This is a genomic window from Acinetobacter sp. 24-47-64 (genome assembly GCF_057737055.1).
The window spans coordinates 3,034,821-3,059,129 of sequence record NZ_CM173215.1; the positions used below are offsets into that span (position 1 = coordinate 3,034,821).

The window sequence follows — 24,309 nt, forward strand, 5'->3', positions numbered from 1 at the left end:
ATTTATGACCTTTCTATCAAATATTGTCATTAATGTAATTGACGCTTTCAGATGAAATTCAAACTTTTAGTGATTAAAAAAGCATCCCAAAGGATGCTTTTTAATCATGATTGATCTAGTTTATAAGCAGATTAGATATCACGTACCGCACCTTTTGCAGCACTTGTTGCATGCATTGCATACGCTTTCAGTGCTTTAGATACTTTACGTGGACGCTCTTTCGCAGGCTTCCAACCTTTAGCTTCTTGTACTTCACGGCGCGCAGCCAATACATCATCAGCAACTGCTAAGTGAATCGTACGGTTTGGAATATCAATTTCGATACGGTCGCCATCTTCAACTAAAGCAATTGCACCGCCTTCAGCCGCTTCTGGAGACACGTGACCAATTGAAAGACCTGATGAACCACCCGAGAAACGACCATCAGTCACAAGCGCACAGTCTTTACCTAAGCCTTTTGATTTTAAGTAGCTTGTTGGATACAGCATTTCTTGCATACCCGGACCACCTTGTGGACCTTCGTAACGAATCAGAACCACGTCACCTGCTACGATTTTGCCGCCTAAGATTGCTTCTACTGCATCATCTTGGCTTTCAAATACGCGTGCTGTACCGTTGAATTTCAGAATCGAGTCATCTACACCAGCCGTTTTTACGATACAACCATCAAGTGCGATGTTACCGTAAAGGACTGCTAAACCGCCGTCTTTAGAGAAAGCATGTTCTGCATTACGAATCACGCCATTTTCACGGTCGCCATCAAGACGTGTGTAGTAACGGTCTTGTGAGAATGCTGTTTGTGTTGGTACACCGCCCGGTGCTGATTTATAGAAGTTATATACCTCTTCATTTTCAGTACGAATAATGTCCCACTTATCTAAAGCGTCTTTTAATGTTTTTTCGTGTACGGTTGGTACAGAAGTATCTAACAAACCTGCACGGTCTAGTTCGCCAAGGATCGACATGATACCGCCTGCACGGTGGACATCTTCCATGTGAACATTTTTAACCGCAGGTGCAACTTTACACAGTACAGGCACTTTACGTGATAAACGATCGATATCATCCATTGTAAAATCAACTTCTGCTTCATGCGCAGCCGCTAATAAGTGAAGTACTGTATTGGTAGAACCACCCATCGCGATATCTAAAGTCATGGCATTTTCATACGCAGCTTTAGGGGCAATGTTGCGTGGTAATACGCTGTAATCATTTTGTTCGTAATGGCGTTTTGTGATTTCAACAATCAACTGACCCGCACGCTCAAATAGTTTTTTACGGTTGGCATGCGTTGCAAGTGTTGAACCATTACCCGGTAATGATAAACCTAATGCTTCTGTCAAACAGTTCATTGAGTTTGCAGTAAACATCCCTGAACATGAACCGCAAGTCGGGCATGCAGAACGTTCGTATGCTTTTACTTCTTCATCTGTGTAGTTGTCATCTGCAGCAACAATCATGGCATCCACAAGGTCAATTGCTTGTTCACCACCACGAATTTGGACTTTACCAGCTTCCATTGGACCGCCTGAAACAAACACCACAGGAATGTTTAAGCGCATTGCCGCCATCAACATTCCCGGTGTGATTTTGTCGCAGTTCGAGATACAAACCATTGCATCTGCACAGTGTGCATTGACCATGTATTCAACTGAGTCAGCAATCAAGTCACGCGATGGTAATGAATACAACATTCCGTCGTGACCCATTGCAATACCGTCGTCTACTGCGATTGTATTAAATTCTTTAGCTACACCACCCGCTTGTTCAATCTGACGTGCAACAAGCTGACCTAAGTCTTTAAGATGCACATGACCCGGTACGAATTGTGTGAATGAGTTGACTACTGCAATAATTGGTTTGCCAAAATCTTCGTCTTTCATTCCAGTTGCACGCCATAAGCCACGTGCACCCGCCATATTTCTTCCGTGTGTTGATGTTTTCGAACGATAGTCAGGCATTTTTATTTCCAACTTAAGCTGAGCTCGATGAATATGTATTCAATCTGGCTAAATGATACTGAAATATAAGGCTAAATCAGTTGAACCTTACTTCTATTATGACAGCTTTCTGATTAACAGTTAACCATTGCTTGCAATTGTTCGTATAGGTCTGATTTGCCCTCAACGATCTAAATCGATGTAAGAGATGTGATCTACTATAAACCCTTATCTGAAATCGTAATACAAAACTTTCATGAATCTTTTTTTAAAAATACATAAATTTTATTAATCACACCTTAAGCACAAAATGCACATGAAAACGTTTCAAATTACGACCTTATTTGGGCGAAAATCGCTTTTGGCATATAATGTTCTTTATATTGTTTTGGAAGTGTCTGAGTGAAAATCATCTTTGCGGGAACCCCTGAATTTGCAGCGAGTGCATTAGCAGCTTTGCTAAAGACTTCTCATGAAATTGTTGCTGTGTATACGCAGCCAGACCGTAAAGCAGGACGTGGACAAAAACTAACAGCGTCAGCGGTAAAGCAATTGGCGCTTGAGCACAATATTCCTGTTTACCAACCTTTACATTTTAAATCGTCGACTGAGGAAGGTTTGGCTGCTCAAGCTGAACTCAAGTCTTTCAATGCTGATGTGATGGTGGTCGCAGCATACGGTTTAATCTTGCCTCAAGTCGTTTTGGATACACCTAAATACGGCTGCTTGAATATTCATGGTTCCTTATTGCCTCGCTGGCGAGGTGCAGCCCCTATTCAACGTGCTATCGCGACAGGTGATACTGAAACAGGTATTACGATCATGAAAATGGCAGCTGGTCTAGACACTGGTGACATGATGTTTAAAACGATCTGTCCTATTATGGCTGAAGATACTTCCGCAACCTTACATGATAAACTGGCTCAACAAGGGGCTGAAGCCACTCTCGCTGTTTTAGAAAGTGAAGACACTTTAAAGCATTATTTAGATACACGTGAAGTTCAAGATGAATCACTTACAGTGTATGCTCATAAACTGTCGAAGGCTGAAGCTCAAATTAACTGGGCAAATGATGCTGTGACGATTGATCGTAATATTCGTGCTTTCAATCCTTGGCCCGTAGCTTTCACACCTATTGATGAAACCAACAATTTACGCATTTGGAATTCGAAACTTTCTCCACTCACTCCATCAACTCAACAAATCGGTGAAATCATCGCTGTCGATCAGGATGGTGTTCACGTTGTGTGTGGTGATCATCAAGTGATTTGCCTCACTCAACTTCAGTGGCCAGGCGGTAAAGCGCTCAATGCTGCACAAATTCTACAAAGTCAAAAATTGCAGCCAGGACAGATCTTCGCATGAGCCAACAATCTTCTCATTTAAATTTACGCGGACATGTGATTAAAACATTACTGGCCGTTCAGAATGGGCAATCCCTCACCTCTGTTCTTTCCCAACATCTTTCATTGGTTGGTGAGCGTGATCGGGCCTTATTTCATGAATTGACTTTAGGCACTTTACGCCAATGGCATGCACTTAAAGCAATTACTCTCCCTCTTCTGACTAAACCGCTCAACAATGAAACCGTTGAAAGCTGCCTATATTTAGGTTTATATCAACTGCTTTGCACGCGTATTCCAGCACATGCGGCTATCTCAGAAACGGTAACAGCCACCAAACAACTTGGTTTTGAGGCTTTAAGTGGCGTCGTGAATGCGATTCTACGTCGTGTTTCACGTGAAACTGAAGAATTCGGCAAAGCATTAGACCAAGCCCATGGTTTACCTAGTTGGCTATTTAAGCGTTTGAAAAAAGATTGGCCAGAGTATCTTGAAATGCTTTCAGCTGAGCTTAAACTGGCTGCGCCTTTGACACTACGTGTAAATGAACGACAGGTAAGCCGTGAGGAATATTTAGATATTCTTGATGAAGAAGGGATTGATGCTCATCCATGTGAATGGTCCGATGTCGGCATTATCTTAGATCAATCCGTGCATATTCCTCACCTCCCTGGCTTTGAAGAAGGTGGTTTTTCTGTTCAGGATGAACATGCTCAACTTTGCGCGACCTTATTGCCAAATCTTGATGATAAAATCGTAATTGATGCATGTGCGGCCCCAGGTGGAAAAACAGCACATATTTTAGAGTGTTATCGTCCTAAAAAGCTGTATGCGATCGATCACGACACAAAGCGTTTAAGCCGCGTAAGTGAAAACTTAGAGCGTCTTGCACTTAATCAGTATGCTCCAGTGGAAATACTCACTGCTGATGCTACGGTATGGTCTGCACCTGAACAGGCTGACTGTATTATTCTTGATGCACCGTGTTCTGCTATTGGAGTTGTACGACGTCATCCAGATATTCGTTTACTTCGCCAATCTACCGATATTCAACAAACGGTTGAACTTCAAAAACAAATTCTGAATCACATGTGGCTACAACTCAAAGTTGGCGGATCAATGCTTTATATTACCTGCTCGATTTTGAAAGCTGAAAATGAACACCAAATGATTGATTTCTTCAACACGCATGCAGATGCTCAAGAAATCAAATTAAATGTAAATTGGGGAATTGAACAAATCCACGGCCGTCAGTTATTGCCACAACAAGGTCATGGTGATGGATTCTATTATTGTTTAATTCAAAAGATTTAATGCTATTTTTTAAGATAGTTTATTTCTAATTTACCGACATATAAAAAAGCCATGACTCAAGTCATGGCTTTTTTAATATTGATCTGAAGTAGTTTAATCTTCAAGCTCATCTGGGTTTTTTGCCAAATGAATCATGGCTAAAATAAGACCACCCCATAACAGCACTGTTGAGATAATAAGCATCATTAAAGCAGAAGTATTCATCTTATTTCTCCTCAGGTCCATTGTCTTTTAGACGACTAAAAACAACCGCACAGAACACAAAGATTGCAACTACACCGCCACCAATTGGCAATAGAATCTCAATTGGATAACCGCCATAGCCTTCAGTAAATATTGAGTTCAAAGTTAGCAATAACGCAGCTAACAATGAAATTGGCGTGACTATCGTCAACATGAAGTTCCAACCAACACCTAGCTTAATACTAGCATATTGATTTACATGCTCTTGAAGTTGCTTTAACAACGGTCGACGGAACCATGACACCAATACGATTGATAATAAGCCACCCGCGACAATACCAATATTATTGGCAAAGTAATCGATAATATCGACAAACGTAATCGCGCTGTGAGTTGAGAACAATAAAGTTGAAACAATTGCTGAACCACCTGCAATAATTGTCACAGCCTTCTTACGAGACCATCCTAACTTGTCTTGGAAACCTGCGATTGGAACTTGAAGAATACTGACCATGGATGTAATCCCTGCAACTGTTAAAGATGCAAAGAACAAGAAGCCAAATAAGTCTCCGCCAGCCCCCATGCTTGAAATGATTTTAGGGAAAGCGATAAAAGCTAAACCAATACCACCAGATACAACATCGTCAACTGAAGCACCCGCACTGTAGGCCATGAAACCTAATGCTGCAAATACCCCAATACCAGCTAAAATTTCAAAAGATGAATTTGCAAGAGCAACGACTAGTCCAGAACCAGTTAAATTCGTTTTTTTCTTCAAATATGAAGCGTAGGTCAACATAATCCCGAAACCAACGGATAACGAGAAAAAGATATGGCCAAATGCAGCTAACCACACTTTATAGTTGCCCATCGCTTCCCAGTTTGGTGTAAAGAATGCATTTAAACCTTGGACAGCACCTGGTAAACGAACAGCTTGAATCACGAGAATCGTGAATAAAACCACCAACAAGGGCATAAAGATCTTATTCGACAATTCCACGCCTTTCTTCACCCCACCATACAGGATGAACATAACGATCGCCCAAACGACAACCAAACCTATAAATAAGGTCGGAACAAATCCAAATGCTAAGCCTTCGCCATTCTGAAGATAGGTGGTGAAAAAGAATTTTTCTGTATCACTTCCCCACTGTTGACCAAATGAGTAGAACATATAACTACCCGCCCATGACAATACACTGGCATAGTAAATACCAATAATTAATGTCACAGCGACTTGCCACCAACCCAATGATTCACCATTCATCAACTTCTTGTAAGCTGTAGGTGGGGCCTTACGGTATTTATGTCCAACTGCATAATCTAAAAATAAAAGTGGAAGACCGGCAGCAAAAATTGCAACCAGATAAGGGATTAAAAATGCCCCGCCACCATTTTCATATGCGACATAGGGAAAACGCCAAATATTGCCTAAACCTACTGCAGAACCAATAGCTGCAATAATAAAACCTGATCTGGCGCTCCAATTTTCACGTGAAGCTGTCATATAGTACCTAATCCGTAAATGGGTACACGCTTACTGCTATTGTTGATGTTATCTCGCAAGTAATTGCATACCATTAAAATTTTGTTGTTTGAATCAGAAACGGCCTTTTGAGCATTTTTTTCGAATTACAAACCACCCCTTATTTAATATTCTTGGTTAAAGAAAGATGAAATAAAGGATGTTTAATGAATCAACAATAGCGCTTTTAATCAGATTTTTCTGTAATTAATTCAGGAAAAAACTGTGTTTCATCATTTTTTTATTCTTATTGATTAATTTTTAACTCAATATGTTTATTTTTAAATCACAGCGTTAATCTAAACTAAATAATTTAAAAGGAGCGTTATGCTCCTTTTAACATAAATAATAATTTATCCTTGTTTAATCACAAGCAATCGCTCTTCTTGCATATCTCGAATTGCTGATTGAATCCCTTCTCGACCTAGACCTGAATCTTTAACACCACCATAAGGCATATTATCCACACGGAATGATGGAATATCATTAATGATGACACCACCTACATGTAAATGATTCCACGCATACATCATTTTATTCAGACTTTGTGTATAAACGCCAGCTTGTAGACCAAATCGACTTTGATTAATTGTAGCAATGCCTTTTTCAAAATCTTTATACTTCTCTAGAATAGCTACTGGCCCAAAAGCTTCATCTTTATAAATTTCTAAAGACGTATCAACATTTTCTAGCAATATTGGATCAAATAAAGCCCCTTTTACCTGACCTTCGACTAAAACTTTGGCGCCTTTCTTTACCGCTTTATCGACCCATTTTTTAAGCCTTTTAGCTTCTCCCTCCTTGATCATAGGGCCACATAAGGTCAAGTCTGAATTTGGATCGCTCGCTTTGATTTTTTTAATTTTGGAAATTAATTTCTTCTTTAAATCCGTATAAATATTTTCATGGACTAAAATTCTTTGGACACTAATACAAACTTGACCTGCATGGTTATAAGCTCCCCCAATAAGACGATCAATTAACACATCAGATATTTCAGTATCAGGTTCAATTAAAACAGCAGCATTTCCACCAAGCTCTAAGGTGACTTTTTTTCGACCAGCACGTGCTTTCATATCCCAACCGACTTCATCCGATCCAGTAAAACTGAGTAATTTGAATCGGTCATCGGTTACCAAGATATCTGCCTGTTCGCGAGGACAAGGTAAAACTGAAAATGCACCTTGAGGTAAATCAGTTTCAGCCAACACTTCTGCAATTTTTAGAGCAGAAACTGGTGTAAGTGACGCAGGTTTCAGTACGAAAGGACACCCTGCTGCAATTGCAGGTGCAATTTTATGAGCAGTTAAATTAAGTGGAAAATTAAAAGGACTAATTAATGATATAGCACCAATCGGAACATGTTTAATCATACCTGTGTAACCCTGTGCAGCAGCTGTTACAGCCAATGGCATTAAACGCCCATCGTCGATTTGTGTAACAGCATCAGCAGCGATTTGAAAGGTATTTATAAGACGCTCAACTTCAGCCTGAGCTGCTTTTAATGGCTTTCCACCCTCTGCAATCAAAATTGCAGTTAATTCCTCTCTCATTTCGCTAAAGCGTTTGACACAATGTAATAAAATCTTTTGCTTTTGAAATGGTTCTAATTTTGCCATCGCCTGTTCTGCATCAATTGCAGATTGGATTGCTTTTTCTAAAGTATTTGCATCTGCTAAGGCTACTCGGGCAAATGTTTTTTGGCTAAATTTATCTTTTACTTCAAGCCATTGACCTGTTTGGGATGCTTTAGAGGCAACATAAAGAGAATAATCACACTCAATTTTTTTTTCTGAATTGGTCATCGCGTATCCTTAAATATATTCGGATTTAAAACTTTTAAATTCACTATATCATGACCTCTCAAGCAACTTCTGTTCATGAGTAATTAAGTAATATATTTTTCACTCTTACTTTTTATTATGTAAATGCCTCTATTGCATCTCGCATGCATTTTAATCACTCATTATTTAAAGCATTAAAATACAACCACGACCAATTGATTAGGCGATCATTTTTCTATGTACACAGGGACACCGATAGAAACTAATCATGCTTTATGAATTTGAGCATCAGATGGATAAAAGCGGTTGTTATAAATGTTCAAGACATAAAATTTATCGTTTATATGATTATTTTTTCAATTTTAAGATTAAAAATGTATTTAACGGATATTTTCCCGTACCCATGCATTTCCCTTAATTTTATTTGTTTATTTTTTTCTTTTCACATAAAAAAACACCCCCTTGTATTGAAGGGGGTGTTTAGAATAATGAGCTGGCGATGACTTACTCTCACATGGGTAACCCCACACTACCATCAGCGCTAAGAGGTTTCACTTCTGAGTTCGGGAAGGGATCAGGTGGTTCACTCTTGCTATTGTCGCCAGCACAACTGTTGTGACTTTGCTTGGGTCTTATTCGCATGTATTGTTTGCGTGCCTTTGCTTGGTCAAAGAAGTTATTAACAGCTATTTGAGTTGCTTTAATTTGTGCAGTTTAGCGTTTTATCTAACTAAATCAAGTTATTTGTCATGATTTGAACCACAACACCAACTGTTTGGGTGTTGTATAGTCAAGCCTCACGAGTAATTAGTATTGGTCAGCTTCATACGTCACCGTACTTCCACATCCAACCTATCAACGTTGTAGTCTTCAACGGCTCTTTAGAGGACATAAAGTCCTTGGGAAATCTAATCTTGAGGTAGGCTTCCCGCTTAGATGCTTTCAGCGGTTATCCCTTCCGAACATAGCTACCCGGCGATGCGACTGGCGTCACAACCGGTACACCAGAGGTTCGTCCACTCTGGTCCTCTCGTACTAGGAGCAGATCCTCTCAAATTTCCAACGCCCACGGTAGATAGGGACCGAACTGTCTCACGACGTTCTAAACCCAGCTCGCGTACCTCTTTAAATGGCGAACAGCCATACCCTTGGGACCTGCTTCAGCCCCAGGATGAGATGAGCCGACATCGAGGTGCCAAACACCGCCGTCGATATGAACTCTTGGGCGGTATCAGCCTGTTATCCCCAGAGTACCTTTTATCCGTTGAGCGATGGCCCTTCCATACAGAACCACCGGATCACTAAGACCTACTTTCGTACCTGCTCGACTTGTGGGTCTCGCAGTTAAGCGCGCTTTTGCCTTTATACTCTACGCGTGATTTCCGACCACGCTGAGCGCACCTTCGTACTCCTCCGTTACTCTTTAGGAGGAGACCGCCCCAGTCAAACTACCCACCAGACATGGTCCTCGCTCCAGATAATGGAGCAGAGTTAGAACCTCAATATTACCAGGGTGGTATTTCAAGGACGGCTCCATAGAAACTGGCGTTTCTACTTCAAAGCCTCCCACCTATCCTACACAAGTAAGATCAAAGTTCAATGTCAAGCTGCAGTAAAGGTTCACGGGGTCTTTCCGTCTAGCCGCGGGTACACCGCATCTTCACGGCGAATTCGATTTCACTGAGCCTCTGCTGGAGACAGCGCCGCCATCATTATGCCATTCGTGCAGGTCGGAACTTACCCGACAAGGAATTTCGCTACCTTAGGACCGTTATAGTTACGGCCGCCGTTTACTGGGGCTTCGATCAAGAGCTTCGCTTACGCTAACCCCATCAATTAACCTTCCAGCACCGGGCAGGCATCACACCCTATACGTCCACTTTCGTGTTTGCAGAGTGCTATGTTTTTAATAAACAGTTGCAGCGGCCTGGTTTCTGAGGCTGCCAGTAGCTCAAGGAGCAAGTCCTATCACCGCCGGCAGCGTACCTTCTCCCGAAGTTACGGTACCATTTTGCCTAGTTCCTTCAGCAGAGTTCTCTCAAGCGCTTTGGTCTACTCGACCTGACCACCTGTGTCGGTTTCGGGTACGATTCCTGTGTAACTGAAGCTTAGAGACTTTTCCTGGAAGTATGGTATCAGCCACTTCGCTAGTAAACTAGCTTGCTATCGATTCTCAGCATAGAGTACCCCGGATTTGCCTAAGATACATGCCTACAATCTTCCACCTGGACAACCAACGCCAGGCTGACTTAACCTTCTCCGTCCTCTCATCGCATTACACAGAAGTATTGGAATATTAACCAATTTCCCATCGACTACGCCTCTCGGCCTCGCCTTAGGGGTCGACTCACCCAGCCCCGATTAACGTTGGACTGGAACCCTTGGTCTTTCAGCGAACGGGTTTTTCACCCGTTTTATCGTTACTCACGTCAGCATTCGCACTTCTGATACCTCCAGCAGACTTCTCAATCCACCTTCATCGGCTTACAGAACGCTCCCCTACCACTTGCAATAAATTGCAAATCCGCAGCTTCGGTACATAGTTTTAGCCCCGTTACATCTTCCGCGCAGGCCGACTCGACTAGTGAGCTATTACGCTTTCTTTAAAGGGTGGCTGCTTCTAAGCCAACCTCCTAGCTGTCTATGCCTTCCCACATCGTTTCCCACTTAACTATGATTTAGGGACCTTAGCTGGCGGTCTGGATTGTTTTCCTCTTGACTACGGACGTTAGCACCCGCAGTCTGTCTCCCGGATAGTACTCATTGGTATTCGGAGTTTGCATCGGTTTGGTAAGTCGGGATGACCCCCTAGCCGAAACAGTGCTCTACCCCCAATGGTATTCGTCCGAGGCGCTACCTAAATAGCTTTCGGGGAGAACCAGCTATCACCAGGCTTGATTAGCCTTTCACCCCTATCCACAAGTCATCCCCTGGCTTTTCAACGACAGTGGGTTCGGTCCTCCAGTAAGTGTTACCTCACCTTCAACCTGCTCATGGATAGATCGCCTGGTTTCGGGTCTACACCCAGCAACTAAACGCCCTATTAAGACTCGATTTCTCTACGGCTCCCCTATTCGGTTAACCTTGCTACTGAATGTAAGTCGCTGACCCATTATACAAAAGGTACGCAGTCACCACACGAAGTGGCTCCCACTGCTTGTATGCATGCGGTTTCAGGATCTATTTCACTCCCCTCACAGGGGTTCTTTTCGCCTTTCCCTCACGGTACTGGTTCACTATCGGTCAGTCAGGAGTATTTAGCCTTGGAGGATGGTCCCCCCATATTCAGACAAGGTTTCACGTGCCCCGCCCTACTCGACATCATCATGTAAGCCCTTTCGTGTACAGGACTATCACCTACTATGGTTGCACTTCCCAGAGCATTCCACTAAAGCTTACATAACTTAATGGGCTTTTCCCCTTTCGCTCGCCGCTACTGAGGGAATCTCAATTGATTTCTTTTCCTACGGGTACTGAGATGTTTCACTTCCCCGCGTTTGCCTTGCAACACTATGTATTCATGTTGCAATACCTATCTTATGATAGGTGGGTTCCCCCATTCAGAAATCTCCGGATCACAGGATATTTGCCGCCTCCCCGGAGCTTTTCGCAGGCTATCACGTCTTTCATCGCCTCTGACTGCCAAGGCATCCACCACATGCACTTAATTACTTGACTATACAACCCCAAACAGTCGTTCGACCCTACAAGTAGATCGTTCAACATTACAGTTTGAAGTACTGTGTATCTAAACACTGTACAGCTTCAATTCAAATTCATATACCAAAACGCTTGATTCAGTTAATTTCGCTAGTTCTCATTTCAATCACTTCAACTTAATAACTTACGTTATCTCGTTTCCGCTCTTTCTATGAGTATGAACAAATTATTTCAACTCAAATATATGCTGTTAATGATTCACTACGTCTTCGTCAGATCGCAGTCAACTGTGATAAATCACAGAGCTTAATAATCAAGGCGTGCAGTATACACAGCTTTATTACTAAGCTCTATAAGCTATCAACTCGTTTGCTTACTACGTATTCGAATGAATACGTGGTGGAGACTAGGAGAGTCGAACTCCTGACCTCCTGCGTGCAAAGCAGGCGCTCTACCAACTAAGCTAAGTCCCCAGCTTATCATTTAGATCAATGTATCGTATGAGTATGTCATGGTGGGTCTGACAAGACTTGAACTTGTGACCCCACGCTTATCAAGCGTGTGCTCTAACCAACTGAGCTACAGACCCTCAGATACATCGTCATGAAGAACAACTTGTTGTGGATTCTTACCAATCGTCAATCTTTCGTTAAGGAGGTGATCCAGCCGCAGGTTCCCCTACGGCTACCTTGTTACGACTTCACCCCAGTCATCGGCCACACCGTGGTAAGCGTCCTCCTTGCGGTTAGACTACCTACTTCTGGTGCAACAAACTCCCATGGTGTGACGGGCGGTGTGTACAAGGCCCGGGAACGTATTCACCGCGGCATTCTGATCCGCGATTACTAGCGATTCCGACTTCATGGAGTCGAGTTGCAGACTCCAATCCGGACTACGATCGGCTTTTTGAGATTAGCATCCTATCGCTAGGTAGCAACCCTTTGTACCGACCATTGTAGCACGTGTGTAGCCCTGGTCGTAAGGGCCATGATGACTTGACGTCGTCCCCGCCTTCCTCCAGTTTGTCACTGGCAGTATCCTTAAAGTTCCCGGCTTAACCCGCTGGCAAATAAGGAAAAGGGTTGCGCTCGTTGCGGGACTTAACCCAACATCTCACGACACGAGCTGACGACAGCCATGCAGCACCTGTATGTAAGTTCCCGAAGGCACCAATCCATCTCTGGAAAGTTCTTACTATGTCAAGACCAGGTAAGGTTCTTCGCGTTGCATCGAATTAAACCACATGCTCCACCGCTTGTGCGGGCCCCCGTCAATTCATTTGAGTTTTAGTCTTGCGACCGTACTCCCCAGGCGGTCTACTTATCGCGTTAGCTGCGCCACTAAAGCCTCAAAGGCCCCAACGGCTAGTAGACATCGTTTACGGCATGGACTACCAGGGTATCTAATCCTGTTTGCTCCCCATGCTTTCGTACCTCAGCGTCAGTATTAGGCCAGATGGCTGCCTTCGCCATCGGTATTCCTCCAGATCTCTACGCATTTCACCGCTACACCTGGAATTCTACCATCCTCTCCCATACTCTAGCTTCCCAGTATCGAATGCAATTCCCAAGTTAAGCTCGGGGATTTCACATCCGACTTAAAAAGCCGCCTACGCACGCTTTACGCCCAGTAAATCCGATTAACGCTCGCACCCTCTGTATTACCGCGGCTGCTGGCACAGAGTTAGCCGGTGCTTATTCTGCGAGTAACGTCCACTATCCAAGAGTATTAATCTTAGTAGCCTCCTCCTCGCTTAAAGTGCTTTACAACCAAAAGGCCTTCTTCACACACGCGGCATGGCTGGATCAGGCTTCCGCCCATTGTCCAATATTCCCCACTGCTGCCTCCCGTAGGAGTCTGGGCCGTGTCTCAGTCCCAGTGTGGCGGATCATCCTCTCAGACCCGCTACAGATCGTCGCCTTGGTAGGCCTTTACCCCACCAACTAGCTAATCCGACTTAGGCTCATCTATTAGCGCAAGGCCCGAAGGTCCCCTGCTTTCTCCCGTAGGACGTATGCGGTATTAGCATCCCTTTCGAGATGTTGTCCCCCACTAATAGGCAGATTCCTAAGCATTACTCACCCGTCCGCCGCTAGGTCCAGTAGCAAGCTACCTTCCCCCGCTCGACTTGCATGTGTTAAGCCTGCCGCCAGCGTTCAATCTGAGCCATGATCAAACTCTTCAGTTTAAAATCAATAGTACCTAAAGGGTACCAATCTTGGCTCATCAATTACTGACAAAAAATTTGCTCAAATAAACTTCGAGAAATTTCTACCAATTATTAATGATAATATATATCGACCAATCAACCAGTAAAAATCCACACAAGTTGTTCTTCATAATCTCTTAATGATCTTTCTAACATCTCGTCAATGCTAGAAGCTGGACTCGAAACACTTAACAACTCAGCAATCTGCTTCGCTCGTTTCCGTGTATCTCGTCGGTATGGGGTGCATTCTATAGATTTTTTCTTCCCTTGCAACCCCTTATTTCACTTATTTTCAACGGGTGTTGCTTTTTTCGACTAAAAAGATGAAAAACATGAATTTTTACTCATTTTTTAATCATTATTTATATTTATTTTCATCATTCATTTAAATTTTACGAATAATTTTCATTTTTATACACACTGGAGCTCATATATTTTGATGATTTATTTTCCAAAATGTTTTTTTACGCTACATTGAATAAAAATTAAGTTGAATTGCTCGCATGATGCGCTCCATTATTCTGATCTTTTTCTTTTTATGTATTGCATATTTTACTGTACAACGTTTTATTCATCCTCAATTAAATCACAATTCAACTTTAGATCAGCTTCAACACCCCATTGATCAACGCCTAAGATATCGTATTGGGTTTATTGACCCAAGATTTCAACTTGATACAGAGGCATTACGCCAAATAACTCAAGAGGCAACGAATATTTGGGAAAATCAAACTCAACAAAAGTATTTCGTTTACGACCCCAATGGTCGTCTTACAATTAATCTCATTTTTGATGAACGTCAAAATGAATCCAATTATAGAAAACATACGCTAAAGCAATTTGAAAATAGCAAATCATTAGCCGACCAAATGCGATTACAGCTAGAACAAGAATTACAGCAGCTTGAATTTTTAAAACAGCAAATTGAACAGCAGCAACATAACTATAGTAATGATCTAGATCAACATAATAATTTTGTCCACCATATTAATGGCTTAAACACATCTATTACAGATTCACAATTTCAGCAGATCAATACCTCTAAGACACGACTCACACAACAAAAGCTTGAGATTGTTAGCAATATTGAACGATTTAACACCTTACGAACAGAACTCAACGATAAAGTAGAAAAATTCAATCAATCCCAACACCAACAACGTAAAGCCATTGATGAATTCAACCAAGTTTTTCAAGCCAAAATGTTCCATAAAGGCGAGTTTAATGGTCGTGAAATCAATATTTATGAATTTCAATCTATAGATGAGCTTCGAATCACATTGGCTCACGAATTTGGTCATGCATTAGGTCTTCAGCATACTAATGACCCCAATGCCTTAATGTATCCAATTCTAGAAAAGCAGAATTTCTCCAATTTTAAATTGACTGCTGCTGATCTCGAACTACTCAAAAGTCGATAAAATCAGCATCACATCTCAATCCCATAATTAAATTACGGATTTAATTGAATAGTTTTGAATTCGTGTTAAGGTATTTTAAAATTAATCAGAGGAGAGAGACGTGAGTTATTATCATATTATTCTTGAGGTAAATGATCATATCAGCACGATCGAGGAAACTCGTGATATTGAAATATTTGATATTGTCGAGCTTCAACCTTATCTCTACTCAATTTTACTGCCATATTTCAATAAACAACTCATCGAACTCGATGATGAGAACATTAAATTCGAAGACGTCTTACATATTCAAATTAAGCAAACACTATTACCTATTCAAGATTTAATTGAAGAGGAACAACGCCAACTTCCAAGCGATACAGATGTCACCATTACAGCTTATGAAATTTTTAATGATCGAGAATTAAGTCAAGATGTAACCTTAGTCATTTTTGACTTACTCGATGCTGTTAAAATCGATCGTTCTATTATCTAGAAACCTCATCAGAAAAAAGGTCAACCCATGTTGACCTTTTTTTTAATCCAAGAACCTATTTATTGCATCATCAGCTGAGCCTGCTCATTTCTAAATGCACTCAATATCTGCTGTCCCGCTCGACCTGTAGGATTTAAGCCCAATCGGGTTTGCTCTTGACGAATTGCCTGTCGAGTTTTATCCCCAATTAAACCATCAATCGCACCAATATCGTAACCGCGCTGGATTAAATAGCGTTGAATTTCTCGGCGTTCTGCTCTTGATGTACCAGGATCATTAGTTGGCCAAGCTTTTGCAATTTTAGGTTTTCCTTGCAATCGATCTGATAAATGTGCGATTGCCAATGCATAACTTTCTGCTGCGTTATAACTATATATAGCATCAAAATTTTTAAATACTAGAAAGACTGGCCCAGCACTGCCAGCAGGCGCAAGCAACCCAGCTTGAGAAGAGGCAGAAAGATCACCCTGAATTAAAGGCGAGCCATCCACTCTATTCAATCCTTGATTGACCCAATAAGACAATGCTTTCTTATTACGTCGCCCCTCACCTACAACTGACATTCCTGCAGGAATCTGCACTTCAAATCCCCAAGGTTGACCAGTTTGCCATCCTCTTTTCTTCAAAAAATTTGCTGTTGAAGCCAAAGCATCTGGAATACTCGAGACTAGATCACGTCGTCCATCACCATCAAAATCTACAGCAAGCTCATCATAGGTTGAAGGCATAAACTGAGTATGACCAAAAGCCCCTGCCCACGATCCTCTCAATTGTTCTTCCCGAACATCACCACGCTGTAAAAGTTTCATGGTGGTAAAAAATTCACCTCTAAAATACGATTGACGGCGCCCCTCACAGCTTAAAGTTCCCAAAGCTTGAAGCAATGGATAGCGTCCAGAAATATCACCATAATTACTCTCAACTCCCCAAACTGCAACCACCATTTCAGCTGGAATGCCATAAGCCACACTTACACGGTCAAGTGTTTCTCGATGCTGTTGAAGTTTCTGTTGCCCCAATTGAACACGTTCATCATCAACTAAACCTGACAAATAATCCCAAATTGGCGTCGAAAATTCAGGCTGATAATTTAAACGTTCAATCACAGAATAGTCAGGAGTTAAATTCTGCGTGTAACGATCATACGTCGCCGAGCTAACCCCTTTAGTAATCGCTTGTGATTTTAAATTCGAGATGCATTGCTGAAAATTAGGAGCGGATGACACAGTTGCCGTCATGGATGGCGAGGCTGTCACAGACTGACCATTAATAATCAACTCAGCATGAGTTTGAGACATCGCTAAAAAAAATGAACCTATCGTGAGTGCAAGCCGTTGCATAAGACCCTGTAATTCTAAAATGTTGGAATTATGTCTTTACCTTAACAGCTCACTCTAAAAATTAAAGCATCGAATCGTAAATTTAAATTCATACTTTCTACTTTTTTAAATTTATTTTGAAAATTTAAATTTAAAAACTTATCCACAACCTAGTTTTAAATTCATTTGTTATTGAATTTAAATTTAAACCGCCACACAATATTTAAATTCAAAAAAACTTATCCACAGTCACCCAATACCACAAATTAACATAAATCATTGAAAATTATAAATATTAAAATAATTTAATTTAATTTAATTTAATTAATAGATAAGAATTTAAATATAAATCTTTAAATACATTTTTGAATTCAAACCTCAATAGTAACTTTGAATTCAAAATATCCTGCAAGCCTATTATTTTAAATTTAAAAACTGCGTATGCATTTTATTTGAATTTAAAACCGCTTTGAATTCAAAGTTAAGATGGCTCACATAAGCCATAATCAAACTTATACACAGTTCAAAATATGTGTTCTAATCAGAACTAATAGTATAATTATTATGCAATTTTTTAAAATTTCATCCGACCAATGGCCAGTGATTTTTAAAGAGGCGCAATCATGCCTTAAACAAGATAAATAAAAAAGCGACCACTCGTGTGATCGCTTTTTTTATCAGCAACTTAAAGTTTAGATGGTCATATCTTCACTTAATGCTAATGGGTTTGGTAAAATTTTCGACAACTGACGACAGAGTGTAGTCAATTCTGAGCTATTGATTGGCATTAAGGTAATATGACCAATTTTACGACCTTCACGTTCTGACTTATTATAAAGGTGCAAATGAGCACCCTCTAAAGCCAATACATCTTCAGTCTTTGGATGCTCACCAATAATGTTCACCAATACCGTTGGACGAATTATCTCAGTTGAACCCAAAGGTAAGCCTGCAACAGCACGGATATGGTTTTCAAACTGAGAGCACACAGCACCTTCAATCGACCAATGACCTGAGTTGTGTACACGTGGCGCCATCTCATTAGCATATAAGCCTTTGTCCGTCACAAATAGCTCAAGCGTCAGCACACCGACATAGTTCAAATGGTTAAGCAAGCGAGTGACGTAATCTTGTGCTACAGGTTGTAGATCTACACTGTTCGGTGCAGGGACAATCGAGTGCGATAAGATACCATTGTGATGGTGGTTCTCAGCCAATGGCCATGTTTTCACATCACCATTCTGACCACGTACTGCAATGATTGACACTTCACGCGAGAAAGTCACAAAACTTTCAGCAATCAATTCACCCGCAGGACCAAGTTCCGCCCATGCTTGATCAATTTGATCCGCAGTGCGTAAGACAAACTGACCTTTACCATCATAACCACCACGTGAAGTTTTTAGTACGATTGGAAGACCAAGTTCAGCGACCGCGTTTTGTAAACTTTCTAGTGATGTCACCGCTTTGTAAGGTGCTACTGGAATATCTAACTCATCAAATAACGCTTTTTCAGACAAGCGATGTTGAGCAATCGCTAAAGCCTGACGCGGGGGATGCAGTTGCTTGGTTTCAGTTAATACGTCTACATCTGACAATGGCGTATTTTCAAATTCTAAAGAAAAGACTTCTGCACTATTAATGAAATCCTGTAAGCCATTTTTAGCTTGAGTTGAGATCACTGGACCCAAAGCAGCAGAAGGGCAGTCTGTACTTGCTTCAAAAAAAGTACATTGAATATTTAATGGAAGTGCCGCCTGCGCCATCATTCGACCCAATTGACCGCCACCAAAAATACCGATGGTTTTATCCATAAGATTTCTCTCGAATTAAGCTTGACCAGGAATATTTTTACTCGCAACTTTCTCAGTTTGCGCTAAACGAAAATCGGCTACATTCTTTGCAATATCTGGGCGAGTTAAACCTAAAATTTGTGCCGCCATAATCGCAGCATTGGTCGCACCTGCAGGACCAATTGCCAATGTACCGACAGCAATACCTGCTGGCATTTGTACAATGGAAAGCAATGAATCAACACCATTCAAGATCGAAGATTTAACCGGCACACCTAGAACAGGAAGATCAGTCTTCGCTGCGCACATACCCGGTAAATGCGCTGCACCACCAGCACCCGCAATAATCACTTGGATACCACGATCACGAGCTTGCTCAGCATATTCAAACAAACGATCTGGCGTACGGTGTGCTGAAACAACTTCCGCTTCAAAGGGTACACCAAGCTGATTCAACATATTGGCAGTGTGTTCGAGTGTCGCCCAGTCTGACTGAGAGCCCATGATAATTCCAACGAGAGGAGTGTCTTGTGAAGCGGCCGCATTCATTGCAATGTTTCCAGAGATTAAAGTAAGAGAGATAAATCTCGACGAGAGCCAAGCTTTAATAAGAACTCACTATTATAGACTGAAAATGAATAGGTCTAAAGTTAAGCTGATAAAATAAGGATTAAAAATATATACTTGTTAATAGACATAAAAATGAATTTTATGATTGGTCATTGTTCTGCCTCATCCACCTTAAACATCTGGCTCATTCAAGATAAATTGAAATTGAATTTGGATTAAACTGAACTAAACCATTCAAATTAAAAAATAAAAAGGAGAATATAGCATGTGGTTTAAACTGAAATTATGGTGGAATAACCCTGCAGAAAATTTATGGTTTACACCAGCACTTGGAGCTTTATTAGCGATTTTTTTCTCTTTATTTGCAACTGCAAGTCGTTATTTTATTCCATCACACGCGGTTCCAAATATCAGTATTGAAACACTAAGTAGCCTACTGGATATCATTGCTTCGAGTATGCTGGCGGTCACTACATTTTCACTTTCGATTATGGTTGCCGCATTTGCTTCAGCTTCATCGAGTGGTACGCCACGTGCTTATAAGCTGATGATGAATGATGATAATACTCGTCTCGCAATTACCAGTTTTATTTCCGCATTTATCTATGCCGTCATCGCAAAAATCGCTTTAGGTTTACAATATTATGGCGTTTCGGGTCGATTTGTCTTATTCGTAAGTACCATTTTGGTTCTCATTTATTTGATTGTGACATTAATTCGCTGGGTACAAACATTGTCTCAGCTTGGCACATTAACCAATGCTATTTCTAAAATTGAAACAGCAGCATCTCAAGCTTTAAGTACATTCCGTACACACCCCAACTTTGGCGCTTCTGGACAAAAACCATTGGGCGAAAGCCAACTCAAAATACACCCAAAACAGACAGGTTATTTTACTCATTTTGATATTGAGTCCTTAAATCTTCTTGCTCAAACTCACAATGCACATATTCATCTTGCTTTTCTTCCTGGGAAATTTGTAGACCCATCACTGGTTCTGATTGAAGTCTTTGCAGAAAATCTAATAGATGATGAAGAATTAAAAAATTTAGAACAACAAATTCATGAATACGTAATTATCGAAACGAACCGTAGCTTTTTACAAGACCCAAGATTTGGTTTATTGGTCATGAGCGAGGTTGGACAAAAAGCGATGTCAGCTGCAATTAATGATGTGGGTTCAGCAATTAGTGCGATCAATGCCTTAACGCGGATTATTATTGATAGTCAGCCAGATCCAGAACAGAAAACTTTTAATTTCTCAAATATCAGTGTCGATATGTTTGATATTCGTGAGTTTATTAGCAGTAGCTTTGCACCGATGGCACGGGACTGTATAAGTAATATCGAATTAAATCAAAGAATAATTAAATGCTTATCCATGATTGAAAAAAATGTATCTGAACCGGAACTACGGGAAGCTGCTCATGAAATGGCACATGAAATCTTGGCACGCTGCTTAAAACATTTTGATTTTGAACCTGATCGTCAAAGATTAGTTCGGGAATATGAAAAGAACTTTAGTTAATCTTCATCCTTTTGAATCATGGTGTTCTAAATACAAAATAGACACAACCACATAAGCAAAGTGCAGCCCATACATAATCTAATTTGAAAGGCTGTTTAAACATGAAAATCATGAAAGGAACAAATACCAATAGCGTAACGACTTCCTGAGTGATTTTCATTTGTCCCACAGCCCAGCCATTTTGAGCCAGCATCTTGGTTGCAGGAATCATTAAGCTGTATTCGAATAATGCAATGATCCAACTAAATAGAATGGCTTGCCATAAAGGGGCATCATGCGGCAAAAATTTTAAATGACCATACCACGCCAAAGTCATAAAGCAATTTGCTAAAATCAGAAGCAATAAAGGTAAATAAATCATTTAAATCTCAAGTTAAATCGTCCGCGTTATTCTACGATTAAATCATTTCGTTTCATCATACTAGATTAAAAATATTCATATATTTTAGCTCATAAGTTTAAAAATTTATTTCTGCAAAATTTTACGGAATGCCTTCTAATAATCACTATCTTTTCACCAAGACCCTTGTTATCGTTGACATCAAATCAAATAACACATGACAACAGCACCAAAAAGATGTTTGTGTCGAAAAGAGTAGTGGAGTAAATCATCATGCATCTGCATATTTTGGGAATCTGTGGCACCTTTATGGGATCGTTAGCACTGTTAGCTCGAGACCTAGGGCACACAGTGACAGGCTCGGACCAAAATGTGTATCCACCTATGTCGACACAACTTGAAAATGCGGGTATTACCTTAATGCAAGGTTATGACCGTAGTCATTTGCAACCACACCCAGATTTAGTGATCGTTGGTAATGCCATGAAACGTGGAATTGACGCCGTTGAATACATGCTAAATCAGGGTTTACCCTATATCTCTGGACCACAGTTCCTTGCCGACCATGTGCTACAAGGTAAACATGTATTAGGGGTTGCTGGTACACACGGAAAAACAACCACTACCACGATGTTAGCTTGGGTATTAGATCAAGCGGGCTTGGAACCGGGCTTTTTAATTGGTGGTGTACCACTTGGATTTAAAGAAAGTGCTCGTCTAGGCGGAGGTCAATATTTCTGTGTAGAAGCAGATGAATACGACTCTGCCTTCTTTGATAAACGATCTAAATTTGTTCATTACCATCCAAAGACAGCTATTCTGAATAATCTTGAATTTGATCATGCAGATATCTTTGATGATCTCGCTGCCATTCAAAAACAATTTCACCATTTGGTTCGTACTATTCCAAGTGAAGGCCGTATCATCGCACCAATCACTGAATCAAATATTGATGAAGTTTTGTCACAAGGCTGTTGGACACCGATCGTCCGTACATCGCTTGAATCTCATGATCAAGCAACTATCTCTGCAAACCAACTTTCTGCAGATGGTACTCATTTCCAAGTCTTAAAAGACGGCGAAGTAAAAGGTACAGTCCAATGGTCGATGACAGGTCAACACTCCGTTGCAAATGCTTTAGCAACCATTGCAGCTGCAGAGCATGTTGGTGTTTCCATTGAAACTGCATGCGAAGCATTATCGAATTTTGGTGGTGTAAAACGCCGTATGGAGCTCCTCGATACCATTCGAGGTATTGAAGTTTTCGATGATTTTGCTCATCACCCAACAGCAATTGACACAACACTGGATGGTGCTCGTAAACGACTAGGCGAACGTAAACTATGGGCTATTATTGAGCCGCGCTCAAATACGATGCGAATGGGAAGCCACAAAGATGGTTTAGCATATTCTGCTCGATTGGCAGATGAAGTGATTTGGTATCAACCTGAGGGTTTAGATTGGGATCTACAACCTGTTGTTGAAGCTGCTCCGAATAAAGCTGTGGTAGCGCGTACTTTAGAAGAGATCATCCGAAATGTCGTGAATGAAGCAGGCGAGGGGGATGCCGTTGTGATCATGTCAAACGGTGGATTTGGTGGTTTGCATCAAAAACTCATTCAAGCACTCAAAGCAAAAGAATAAATAAAAAAGCCCGCTCTGCGGGCTTTTTTATATTTAAGCGATAACGTCATGATATTCATTATGAAAACGCTTAAACATGACAACCACATAAGAGCAAGTTGGAACAATTTTTAATTTTTCTGTACGAGCAAATTCTACAAGTCGATCTAACAATAACTTTGCAGTTCCTTGTCCACGTAAACGATCATCGACCCAAGTATGATCCGCTATAATGATCTGTGGAGTTTGGTAACGATAGCTGATTTCTGCAATTCTTGATTGATCTGCGTCCGTGAGATAAAACTCACCGCCTTTCACACTATCGATATGTTCAAACTGCATATGACCGCTCACTGTATGATTTTATTTAAACAGAACATCATGGATTGCTTCATCTTTGTTGAAAACAGATTTAGCAAATGGACAAAGCGGTAGGATTTTAACATTCTTTTGACGAGCTAATTCCACCGCACGGTCAACAAGTTGACGTCCCACGTTTTGCCCTCTTAATGAATCATCAACCCAAGTATGATCAATAATAAATTTATCTTCATCTGCCCATGAATAAGTCATTTCAGCTAAATGATGGCCATCTTCACCAATAAAAAACTCACCTTTTGATCCATTTTCTTGATGTTTAATTTCTAACATTATCATTATCCTATCATTCGTTATTAAATATAGATTAGAACGACATATTTACATAACACTATGAAAAAATGGGACAAACTTGTCTATCAATTACAAATTCAAAACTTTAATTTATTTTAAAAAAAGAAATATTATAAAAAACAAAAATATAGATTGTCAGTCATAATCATTAAATGTTATTTTTTTAATATATAAATGTATTATTATTGTTAAAACATTAATGAGTAAATGAAATGGATATCTATTTAATATCAATTGTAGTATTGATCATCATTGCAATAATCTTATTAATTTCAATTTTTAAAGACAAATTTAATAACCCATTTAAATAATTTGCACACAACTTATAAGTGTGTCATCCTTTGTGCACTCGAAATCAAATGAAACGATTTCAACGTAATTTATTATCAAATTTGAACAAGGGGAGTAGCCTCCTCCAACAGTACTTAAATACTGTGTCAGAATATCGTCATTACACTTTGAAAGAAGTCGGTATCTGAGCATCATTTCGATTATCTAAAATGCATAATCAAAATGGTGTAGGCAAGACCTTGATCATGTTGTTTCAGAATTATTATCTGGCAACTGGTCGAGGTTTTTTTATGCCAAAATCAATTGCCAGTATTGGAGA

General features: G+C 40.6%; 16 protein-coding genes, 2 tRNA genes and 3 rRNA genes. 6 read left to right on the plus strand and 15 right to left on the minus strand.

All coding sequences use genetic code 11. The features are described 5' to 3' along the window. Positions 1-131: 131 nt before the first annotated feature. Positions 132-1,961, minus strand: a complete 1,830-nt coding sequence (ilvD, locus tag AC1M85_RS14375; protein WP_081403313.1) for a dihydroxy-acid dehydratase — start codon at positions 1,959-1,961, stop codon at positions 132-134. A 381-nt stretch (positions 1,962-2,342) separates the two neighbouring features. Here ilvD and fmt point away from each other — a divergent pair, with 381 nt between their 5' ends. Together fmt and rsmB are read left to right on the plus strand one after the other, a co-directional pair. Further along, positions 2,343-3,305 carry a methionyl-tRNA formyltransferase gene (fmt, locus tag AC1M85_RS14380; protein ID WP_488213301.1) on the plus strand — a complete coding sequence of 321 codons (963 nt, stop codon included), beginning with the start codon at positions 2,343-2,345 and terminating at the stop codon, positions 3,303-3,305. Continuing rightward, entirely contained in the window at positions 3,302-4,597 is a 1,296-nt protein-coding gene (rsmB, locus tag AC1M85_RS14385; RefSeq protein ID WP_488213302.1) for a 16S rRNA (cytosine(967)-C(5))-methyltransferase RsmB, read from the plus strand. Before fmt ends, rsmB begins: the two co-directional genes overlap by 4 nt. Before the next feature lie 93 nt (positions 4,598-4,690). Here rsmB and AC1M85_RS14390 read toward each other — a convergent pair whose 3' ends face one another. From AC1M85_RS14390 to AC1M85_RS14425, 8 genes are all read right to left on the minus strand, one after another. Then, positions 4,691-4,801 (minus strand): methionine/alanine import family NSS transporter small subunit, encoded by a 111-nt coding sequence (locus AC1M85_RS14390; protein ID WP_081403317.1) that lies wholly within the window; start codon positions 4,799-4,801, stop codon positions 4,691-4,693. Position 4,802: 1 nt separating this feature from the next. After that, positions 4,803-6,287, minus strand: a complete 1,485-nt coding sequence (locus AC1M85_RS14395; protein WP_488213303.1) for a sodium-dependent transporter — start codon at positions 6,285-6,287, stop codon at positions 4,803-4,805. 371 nt (positions 6,288-6,658) lie between these two features. Further along, the gene (locus tag AC1M85_RS14400) at positions 6,659-8,110 is read right to left on the minus strand and encodes an aldehyde dehydrogenase family protein (RefSeq protein ID WP_488213304.1); all 1,452 of its coding nucleotides are present in this window, start codon (positions 8,108-8,110) and stop codon (positions 6,659-6,661) included. A 470-nt stretch (positions 8,111-8,580) separates the two neighbouring features. Continuing rightward, a 5S ribosomal RNA gene (gene rrf / locus AC1M85_RS14405) occupies positions 8,581-8,695 on the minus strand. 180 nt (positions 8,696-8,875) lie between these two features. Beyond that, positions 8,876-11,767: ribosomal RNA gene (locus tag AC1M85_RS14410) — 23S ribosomal RNA — on the minus strand. Positions 11,768-12,146: 379 nt separating this feature from the next. After that, positions 12,147-12,222, minus strand: a tRNA-Ala gene (locus tag AC1M85_RS14415). A 39-nt stretch (positions 12,223-12,261) separates the two neighbouring features. Further along, positions 12,262-12,338, minus strand: a tRNA-Ile gene (locus AC1M85_RS14420). A gap of 61 nt (positions 12,339-12,399) precedes the next feature. Then, a 16S ribosomal RNA gene (locus AC1M85_RS14425) occupies positions 12,400-13,937 on the minus strand. The 16S, 23S and 5S rRNA genes sit together here with 2 tRNA genes alongside, the layout of an rRNA operon. 524 nt (positions 13,938-14,461) lie before the next feature. Here AC1M85_RS14425 and AC1M85_RS14430 point away from each other — a divergent pair. Next, positions 14,462-15,379 (plus strand): matrixin family metalloprotease, encoded by a 918-nt coding sequence (locus AC1M85_RS14430; RefSeq protein WP_488213305.1) that lies wholly within the window; start codon positions 14,462-14,464, stop codon positions 15,377-15,379. Positions 15,380-15,479: 100 nt separating this feature from the next. Next, positions 15,480-15,854 carry a hypothetical protein gene (locus tag AC1M85_RS14435; RefSeq protein ID WP_035270344.1) on the plus strand — a complete coding sequence of 125 codons (375 nt, stop codon included), beginning with the start codon at positions 15,480-15,482 and terminating at the stop codon, positions 15,852-15,854. 59 nt (positions 15,855-15,913) lie between these two features. Here AC1M85_RS14435 and AC1M85_RS14440 read toward each other — a convergent pair whose 3' ends face one another. The 3 genes from AC1M85_RS14440 to purE all read right to left on the minus strand — a co-directional run bounded on the left by AC1M85_RS14440 (position 15,914) and on the right by purE (position 19,515). Beyond that, complete coding sequence (locus AC1M85_RS14440; RefSeq protein WP_488213306.1) at positions 15,914-17,194, minus strand: lytic murein transglycosylase; 1,281 nt, start codon at positions 17,192-17,194, stop codon at positions 15,914-15,916. 671 nt (positions 17,195-17,865) lie between these two features. After that, entirely contained in the window at positions 17,866-18,987 is a 1,122-nt protein-coding gene (locus tag AC1M85_RS14445; protein ID WP_180028799.1) for a 5-(carboxyamino)imidazole ribonucleotide synthase, read from the minus strand. A gap of 15 nt (positions 18,988-19,002) precedes the next feature. Further along, the gene (gene purE / locus AC1M85_RS14450; RefSeq protein ID WP_035270333.1) at positions 19,003-19,515 is read right to left on the minus strand and encodes a 5-(carboxyamino)imidazole ribonucleotide mutase; all 513 of its coding nucleotides are present in this window, start codon (positions 19,513-19,515) and stop codon (positions 19,003-19,005) included. A 286-nt stretch (positions 19,516-19,801) separates the two neighbouring features. Here purE and AC1M85_RS14455 point away from each other — a divergent pair, with 286 nt between their 5' ends. Next, positions 19,802-21,064, plus strand: a complete 1,263-nt coding sequence (locus AC1M85_RS14455) for a DUF2254 domain-containing protein (protein WP_488213307.1) — start codon at positions 19,802-19,804, stop codon at positions 21,062-21,064. 16 nt (positions 21,065-21,080) lie between these two features. Here AC1M85_RS14455 and AC1M85_RS14460 read toward each other — a convergent pair whose 3' ends face one another. Continuing rightward, positions 21,081-21,425 carry a DMT family protein gene (locus AC1M85_RS14460; protein ID WP_035270328.1) on the minus strand — a complete coding sequence of 115 codons (345 nt, stop codon included), beginning with the start codon at positions 21,423-21,425 and terminating at the stop codon, positions 21,081-21,083. Positions 21,426-21,677: 252 nt separating this feature from the next. Here AC1M85_RS14460 and mpl point away from each other — a divergent pair, with 252 nt between their 5' ends. Continuing rightward, positions 21,678-23,048, plus strand: coding sequence for a UDP-N-acetylmuramate:L-alanyl-gamma-D-glutamyl-meso-diaminopimelate ligase (gene mpl, locus AC1M85_RS14465; protein ID WP_092768737.1), 1,371 nt, complete (start codon positions 21,678-21,680; stop codon positions 23,046-23,048). A gap of 33 nt (positions 23,049-23,081) precedes the next feature. Here mpl and AC1M85_RS14470 read toward each other — a convergent pair whose 3' ends face one another. Both AC1M85_RS14470 and AC1M85_RS14475 read right to left on the minus strand, forming a co-directional pair. After that, positions 23,082-23,369, minus strand: coding sequence for a GNAT family N-acetyltransferase (locus AC1M85_RS14470; RefSeq protein ID WP_035268576.1), 288 nt, complete (start codon positions 23,367-23,369; stop codon positions 23,082-23,084). A gap of 21 nt (positions 23,370-23,390) precedes the next feature. Then, positions 23,391-23,678, minus strand: coding sequence for a GNAT family N-acetyltransferase (locus AC1M85_RS14475; protein WP_488213308.1), 288 nt, complete (start codon positions 23,676-23,678; stop codon positions 23,391-23,393). Positions 23,679-24,309: the final 631 nt, after the last annotated feature.

Coding starts and splice junctions, on each gene's coding strand:
- purE (WP_035270333.1), bottom strand. CDS start 19,515: ATGAATGCGGCCGCTTCACAAGACACTCCTCTCGTTGGAATTATCATG.
- AC1M85_RS14460 (WP_035270328.1), bottom strand. CDS start 21,425: ATGATTTATTTACCTTTATTGCTTCTGATTTTAGCAAATTGCTTTATG.
- mpl (WP_092768737.1), top strand. CDS start 21,678: ATGCATCTGCATATTTTGGGAATCTGTGGCACCTTTATGGGATCGTTA.
- AC1M85_RS14390 (WP_081403317.1), bottom strand. CDS start 4,801: ATGAATACTTCTGCTTTAATGATGCTTATTATCTCAACAGTGCTGTTA.
- ilvD (WP_081403313.1), bottom strand. CDS start 1,961: ATGCCTGACTATCGTTCGAAAACATCAACACACGGAAGAAATATGGCG.
- AC1M85_RS14400 (WP_488213304.1), bottom strand. CDS start 8,110: ATGACCAATTCAGAAAAAAAAATTGAGTGTGATTATTCTCTTTATGTT.
- AC1M85_RS14445 (WP_180028799.1), bottom strand. CDS start 18,987: ATGGATAAAACCATCGGTATTTTTGGTGGCGGTCAATTGGGTCGAATG.
- AC1M85_RS14440 (WP_488213306.1), bottom strand. CDS start 17,194: ATGCAACGGCTTGCACTCACGATAGGTTCATTTTTTTTAGCGATGTCT.
- AC1M85_RS14470 (WP_035268576.1), bottom strand. CDS start 23,369: ATGCAGTTTGAACATATCGATAGTGTGAAAGGCGGTGAGTTTTATCTC.
- rsmB (WP_488213302.1), top strand. CDS start 3,302: ATGAGCCAACAATCTTCTCATTTAAATTTACGCGGACATGTGATTAAA.
- AC1M85_RS14430 (WP_488213305.1), top strand. CDS start 14,462: ATGATGCGCTCCATTATTCTGATCTTTTTCTTTTTATGTATTGCATAT.
- AC1M85_RS14475 (WP_488213308.1), bottom strand. CDS start 23,678: ATGTTAGAAATTAAACATCAAGAAAATGGATCAAAAGGTGAGTTTTTT.
- AC1M85_RS14395 (WP_488213303.1), bottom strand. CDS start 6,287: ATGACAGCTTCACGTGAAAATTGGAGCGCCAGATCAGGTTTTATTATT.
- AC1M85_RS14455 (WP_488213307.1), top strand. CDS start 19,802: ATGTGGTTTAAACTGAAATTATGGTGGAATAACCCTGCAGAAAATTTA.